This window comes from Roseateles flavus (assembly GCF_039872765.1).
In the GTDB taxonomy this organism is placed as follows: domain Bacteria; phylum Pseudomonadota; class Gammaproteobacteria; order Burkholderiales; family Burkholderiaceae_C; genus Roseateles_B; species Roseateles_B flavus.
Genome location: NZ_JBDPZC010000029.1, coordinates 1 through 5839, shown reverse-complemented (window position 1 = coordinate 5839; position 5839 = coordinate 1). Strand labels below are relative to the sequence as shown.

The 5839-nt window shown below is 68.9% G+C and carries 2 protein-coding genes; both read left to right on the top strand.

What is annotated here, in order from left to right:
* On the top strand, positions 1 to 4153 hold a 4153-nt coding region (locus ABDJ40_RS24465; RefSeq protein WP_347613703.1), incomplete at its 5' end, for an amino acid adenylation domain-containing protein.
* A partial coding sequence (locus ABDJ40_RS24460) for a condensation domain-containing protein (protein WP_347613701.1) occupies positions 4150 to 5839 on the top strand: 1690 nt, incomplete at its 3' end. The genes ABDJ40_RS24465 and ABDJ40_RS24460, both read left to right, overlap by 4 nt.

Sequence of the window (5839 nt, the reverse complement as noted above, 5' to 3'; positions counted from 1 at the left end):
CACGCAGCTGTACGTGCTGGACGAGCGGCAGCAGCTGCTGCCGCTGGGCGTGGTGGGAGAGATCTGCGTGGCCGGGGTGGGCGTGGGTCGCGGCTATCTGCACCAGCCGCAGCTGACCGAGGAGCGCTTCGTGGCGGACCCCTTCAGCGAGGAGGCCGGCGCACGCATGTACAAGACCGGGGACCTGGGCCGCTGGCTGGCGGACGGGACGCTGGAGTACCTGGGGCGCAATGACTTCCAGGTGAAGATCCGGGGCTTCCGGATCGAGCTGGGGGAGATCGAGGCCAAGCTGGCCGCGCTGGGTGCGGAGGAAGCCGGCGATGTGGTGGTGCTGGCCCGCGAGGACCAGCCCGGCGACAAGCGCCTGGTGACCTACTACACGGGCACGGCCAGCGCCGAGCAGCTGCGAGCACAGGCCGAGGCCACGCTGCCCAGCTACATGGTGCCGTCGGCCTATGTGCAGCTGGCATCGCTGCCGCTGAACCCCAACGGCAAGCTGGACCGCAAGGCGCTGCCGGCGCCGGACGAGCAGGCCTGGAGCCGGCGCGCCTACGAGGCGCCGCAAGGCGAGGTGGAGACCACGCTGGCGGCCATCTGGGCCGAGCTGCTGCAGCTGGAGCGCGTGGGCCGCCACGACAACTTCTTCGAGCTGGGCGGGCACTCGCTGATGGCCGTGAGCCTGATCGAGCGCATGCGCCGCGCGGGACTGGGCGCCGACGTGCGCACCCTCTTCAACGCGCCGACGGTGGCGGAGCTGGCAGCGGCTACGGGCCAGGGGAGTGCACCGGTGGCGGTGCCGCCCAATCTGATCCCCGAGGGCGCGACGGCCATCACGCCGCCGATGCTGACCCTGGTGCAGCTGGACCAGGCCGCCATCGACCGCATCGTGGAAGGCGTGGAAGGCGGCGCGGCCAATGTGCAGGACATCTACCCGCTCACCGCAGCGCAGGAAGGCATCCTGTTCCACCACCGCATGGACAGCGGCAGTGATGCCTATGTGGAGGCCAGCCTGCTGGCCTGCAACTCGCGCGAGCGACTGGACGCCTTCTTGCTGGCCCTTCAGCAGCTGGTGGACCGTCACGACATCCTGCGTACCGGCATCGCCTGGGATGGTCTGGACGAGCCTGTGCAGGTGGTACGCCGCCGGGCAACCCTGCCGGTGACCCAGCTGGCACTCGATCCTGCCGCAGGCGATGTGGCACGCCAGCTCGAGGAACTGCTCGATCCTCGAAACACGCGAATCGACGCCAGCCAGGCTCCGATGCTGCGCGTGGCCGTCGCGCATGACGCTGAGAACGGACGCTGGCTGCTGCGCCTGCTGTGCCACCACTTGGTGATGGACCACACCACGCAGGACTTGCTGATCAAGGAGGCCGAGCTGCTCCAACGCGGACGGCCTGACCTGCTGCTGCCCCCGGTGCCCTTCCGCGACTTCGTCGCAGCGGCCCGCCTGGGCGTCAGCGAAGAGGAGCACCGGGACTTCTTCACCCGCATGCTGGGGGACATCGAAGAGCCGACTGCGCCCTTCGATCTGTTGGATGTCCTGGGCGACGGCCAGGACGTGAGCGAGGCCCGCGTGCCCTTGTCCGACGAGATGGCACAGGCCACCCGTGAGGCCGCACGGCGCATGGGGGTCGGCGTCGCCAGCGTGATGCACCTGGCCTGGGCCCTGGTGCTGGCCAAGCTGTCGGGCCGTGAGTCCCCGGTCTTTGGGACGGTGCTGTTTGGCCGCATGCAGGGCGGGGCCCATGCGGATCGCGTGTTGGGCATGTTCATCAACACCCTGCCGGTGCGCATCGACGTGGATGCGAGCGCGGTCAGCCAGGGGCTGCGGCGCGTCCATGCCCAGCTGTCCGGGCTGCTGCGTCACGAGCATGCGTCGCTGGCCTTGGCTCAGCGCTGCAGTGGCGTGAGCCATGGCATGCCGCTGTTCAGCTCGCTGCTGAACTACCGCTACACCTCGATCGATGAGGAGGAGGCCGACGCTGATCTTGCCGAGCTGGACGACGGCATGCAGGTCCTCCACGGCGAGGAACGGACCAACTACCCACTGGTGCTGTCGGTGGACGACCTGGGGAGCGGCTTCTCCCTGACCGCCCAGGTCCGCCAGCCGGTGGATCCATTCAAGGTCTGCGACTTCATGAAGGCCGCCCTGGCCAGCCTGCTGCATGCCTTGCTGCAGGCGCCGTCCACTCCGCTGAGGCAGGTCGACGTGCTGCCCGAGGCCGAGCGCCGCCAGGTGCTGAACGACTGGAACGTGGTGCCGGCGCAGGCGCCGCTGACGCAGACGCTGCACGAGCTGTTCGAGGCGCAGGTCAGGCAGCGTTCGCAGGCGGTGGCCCTGGTGGATGGCGAACAGACGCTGAGCTACGGCGAGCTCAATGCTGAGGCCAACCGTCTGGCGCGCCATCTGGTGGGACTGGGCGTGAAGCCCGAAGACGGGGTGGCGCTGTGCCTGGCGCGGGGCGCGCAGATGGTCGTGGCGTTGCTGGCGGTGCTCAAGGCGGGAGCGGCTTATGTACCGCTGGACCCGGCGTATGCCTCGGAGCGCCTGGGCGCGACGCTGGCGGACAGCGCGCCGGTGGTGGTGCTGGTGGATGCGGCCGGGCGCGAGGCGCTGGGCGAGCATCTGCAGGCGGGTGCGGGGCAGGTGCTGGCGCTGGACGCGCCGCAGCAGGCCTGGGCCGGGCTGTCGGCAGAGGACCTGCCGGTGGCGCAGACCGGTGTGGGCCCGCAAAGCCTGGCCTATGTGATCTACACCTCGGGCTCGACGGGCCGCCCCAAGGGGGTGATGGTGGAGCACCGCCAGGTGCTGAGGCTGTTCCGCGCGACGCAGGACTGGTTCGAGTTCGGGGCGGACGATGCCTGGAGCCTGTTCCACTCGGTGGGCTTCGACTTCTCGGTGTGGGAGATCTGGGGGGCGCTGCTGCACGGCGGTCGCCTGGTGATCGTGCCGCAGGAGACGGCGCGCTCGCCCGAGGCCTTCTACGAGCTGCTGTGCGATCAGGGCGTGACGGTGCTGAACCAGACGCCCAGCGCCTTCCAGCAGCTGGTGGCGGCGCAGGCGCGCAGTGCGCGGGAGCACCAATTGCGCTGCATCGTGTTCGGCGGGGAGGCGCTGGAGCTGCGCACGCTCACGCCCTGGTACGAGCGCAACGGGGACAGGACTCGGCTGGTGAACATGTACGGCATCACCGAGACGACGGTGCACGTGACCTACTGCCCGCTGCGAGCTGAGGATGCGCAGCGCAGGGGTCCCAGCCCGATCGGGCGGCGCATCCCGGACCTGAGGCTCTATGTGCTGGACGCGCAGCGCCAGCCGGTGCCGGTGGGGGTGAGCGGGGAGCTGTACGTGGGCGGCGCCGGGGTGGCGCGCGGCTATCTGAACCAGCCGCAGCTGACCGAGGAACGCTTCGTGGCGGACCCCTTCAGCGAGGAGGCTGGCGCACGCATGTACAAGACCGGGGATCTGGGCCGCTGGCTGGCGGACGGGACCATCGAGTACCTGGGGCGCAATGACTTCCAGGTGAAGATCCGGGGCTTCCGGATCGAGCTGGGGGAGATCGAGGCCAAGCTGGCCGCGCTGGGTGCGGAGGAAGCCGGCGACGTGGTGGTACTGGCCCGCGAGGACCAGCCCGGTGACAAGCGCCTGGTGACCTACTACACCGGCCATGCGACGGCGGAGCAGCTGCGGGCGCAGGCTCAAGCCACGCTGCCCAGCTATATGGTGCCGGCAGCCTATGTGCAGCTGGGATCGCTGCCGCTGACGCCCAACGGCAAGCTGGACCGCAAGGCGCTGCCGGCGCCGGACGAGCAGGCCTGGAGCCGGCGCGCCTACGAGGCGCCGCAGGGCGAGGTGGAAGCCACGCTGGCGGCCATCTGGGCCGAGCTGCTGCAGCTGGAGCGCGTGGGCCGCCACGACAACTTCTTCGAATTGGGCGGGCACTCGCTGTTGGCCGTCAGGCTGATCGAGCGCATGCGCCGCGAAGGCCTGCAGGCGGACGTGCGCGAACTCTTCACCGCAGAGACCCTGGCCGAGCTGGCCCAGGCCGTGAACACCGGACAGCACGACATCGTCGTGCCGGAAAACCGCATCCCGGATGCATTTACCGACGATATGTCGGATGGCGAGACAGAGGAATTCAGGTTGTGAACATCGAATCCTTGCTTCAACAGCTGCAAGAAAAGAACATTCAGCTCCATATCGATGGCGAGCAACTGCTCGTCCGCGCTCCCAAGGGCGCGATGAACGCGGATCTGGCTCAGCAACTCAAGCTGCACAAGGCCGAGCTGCTGGAGGCCGTCCGCGCCCGCCTGCGCATCACGCCGGACATGCTGCCGCTGGTGCAGCTGAGCCAGGACGCCATTGACGGCATCGTGGCCGGCGTCGAGGGCGGCGCGGCCAATGTCCAGGACATCTATCCGCTGGCGCCGCTGCAGGAAGGCATCCTGTTCCATCACCTCATGGAAACGGAGGGCGATGCCTATCTGCTGCCCAGCCTCTATCGCTTCAAGGACAGGGCGCGTCTGGATCGATTCCTGGAGGCCGTGCAAGGGGTGATCAAGCGCCATGACATCCTGCGAACCGGCCTGTCCTGGGACGGTCTGGACCAGCCCGTGCAGGTGGTGCGCCGACAGGTGACGCTGCCGGTTGAGGAGCTTCAGCTGGATCCCCTGCAGGGCGAGCCCGCAAGCCAGCTCGAGGCGCGCCTCGATCCACGCCGGGTGCGCCTGGACCTGAGGCAGGCGCCGTTGCTGCGCTGCTATATCGCAGCCGATGGTCATGACGGACGCTGGCTGCTCCGCATCCTGGCCCATCACCTGGCGGTGGACCACACGACCATGGACTTGCTGGTCCAGGAGGCCATGGCCATCGAGCGCGGCGAGGGGGCTTCATTGCCACCGCCGGTGCCGTTCCGGAATTTCATTGCCCAGGCGCGCCTGGGCGCCAGAGACGACGCGCATGAAGCCTTTTTCAAGCGCCTGCTGAGCGACATCGACGGCCCGACAGCACCGTTCGGGCTGCTCGACGTCCGCGGTGACGGCAGCCGCATCGCCGAGGCCCGTCTGCCGGTCTCTCCGGCCATGACCGAAGCCTTGCGCAGCTGCGTGCGTCGCCTGGGGGTGAGCATGGCCAGCGTCGCCCACCTGGCTTGGTCCATGGTGCTGGCCCGGACCAGCGGCCGACACGCGGTCGTCTTCGGCACGGTGCTGTTCGGCCGCATGCATGGCGGCACGCAGGTGCACCGGGCGCTCGGCATGTTCATCAACACCCTGCCATTCAGGATGGACGTCAACGCACTGGGCGTCGAGCGCGCGCTGAAGCAGGCCCATCGGCTCATGGCCGAGCTGCTGGGCCATGAGCAGGCATCGCTGGCCCTGGCTCAGCGATGCAGCGGGGTGGACGCCCAGACGCCTTTGTTCAGCTCCTTGCTGAACTTCCGTCACAGCGCCGTTGATGAGGGGGGCGAATCGGCGAAACAGGACAACGTTGCAGAGGCGCAGGCCGAGGACATCGAGGACCTGGGAGGCCACGAGCGGACCAACTACCCGCTGACGCTCTCTGTCGATGACTTCGGTCCCGCCCTGATGATTACCGCGCAGGTCCAGGAGGCCGTCGACCCCGAGCGGGTGTGCCGCTTCGTCCATCGCGCCTTTGAGGTCTTGCTGGAGGCATTGACCTCCAGGCCCGAGACGCCGCTGGCCAGCCTGGACGTGCTGCCGTCGCAGGAGCGGGCGCAGCTGCTGGGCTGGGGCGTGTCGCAGCGGGAGTACCCGCGCGAGGAGGGTCTGGCGGCGCTGTTTGCGCGGCAGGTGCAGGCCCGGGCGCAGGCGGTGG